Source organism: Phocaeicola coprophilus DSM 18228 = JCM 13818, from assembly GCF_000157915.1.
In the GTDB taxonomy this organism is placed as follows: domain Bacteria; phylum Bacteroidota; class Bacteroidia; order Bacteroidales; family Bacteroidaceae; genus Phocaeicola; species Phocaeicola coprophilus.
This window is the reverse complement of the sequence record NZ_EQ973685.1, coordinates 1-733: the sequence shown is the minus strand read 5'-3', so window position 1 is coordinate 733 and position 733 is coordinate 1. Positions and strand designations below refer to the sequence as shown.

Genomic DNA, 733 nt, shown 5'->3' with positions numbered 1-733 from the left:
CGTATCTTAACTATGCCTTCGTTGCGGAACGCTTCGGCTACAAGAACATCGTGGAGTTCTCCTGCCACTGCGATGAACGGACACCGCACGTCCATTGTGTCGTTGTGCCGCTTACAAAGGACGGCAGACTGTCCGCCAAGGAAGTCATGGGAAACAGACACAAGATGTCGGAACTTCAAGACAGCTACGGGAAGCTGATGCAAAACAAGTTCGGGCTTCAAAGGGGCATCAAGGGCAGCACCGCCACCCATGACAGCGTAAGGGAATACTACGGACGGATAAACCAACGCTTGTATTATCCCAGCTGCAGCATGGAACTAAACAGCGAAACCAGAAGCCCACAAATAGAAACTCCGCCCTTAATGGGTCGGGAGAAATGGGCAGAGAGGCAAAATAAGGCGATTTCAGAGCGTTTCAACCAAATGAGGGAGCATTACAAGGGTGAAGCCGAAAAACAAAGCCAAAAAGTCTTAGATTACTTCCAAGGCTCGAAACTCCAAGCTGAAGAGAGGGCAGATCGCTTGCGAAAAGAAAACACACAACTTAGGGCTACCATCAGAGAGCAGGACAAGAAGCTGCACCCCGAAAAATACGCAGCCAAAACAAGGGATAGGGGTATGCATCTTTAACCCCCTCCCGTCCCCCAAGGGGGAGCGACCAAACGGCAGCCTCACTCAATGGAGGGTTGCAGCTCTTTTTTTCCCTATCGGTCTAAGTGGTTGGAAATGTGCCG

The 733-nt window shown here is 50.9% G+C and carries 1 protein-coding gene; it reads left to right on the top strand.

What is annotated here, in order from left to right; genetic code table 11:
• Positions 1 to 629, top strand: a 629-nt coding sequence (mobV, locus tag BACCOPRO_RS16955; protein WP_008145631.1) for a MobV family relaxase, incomplete at its 5' end; no start/stop codon positions are given.
• Positions 630 to 733 lie beyond the last annotated feature (104 nt).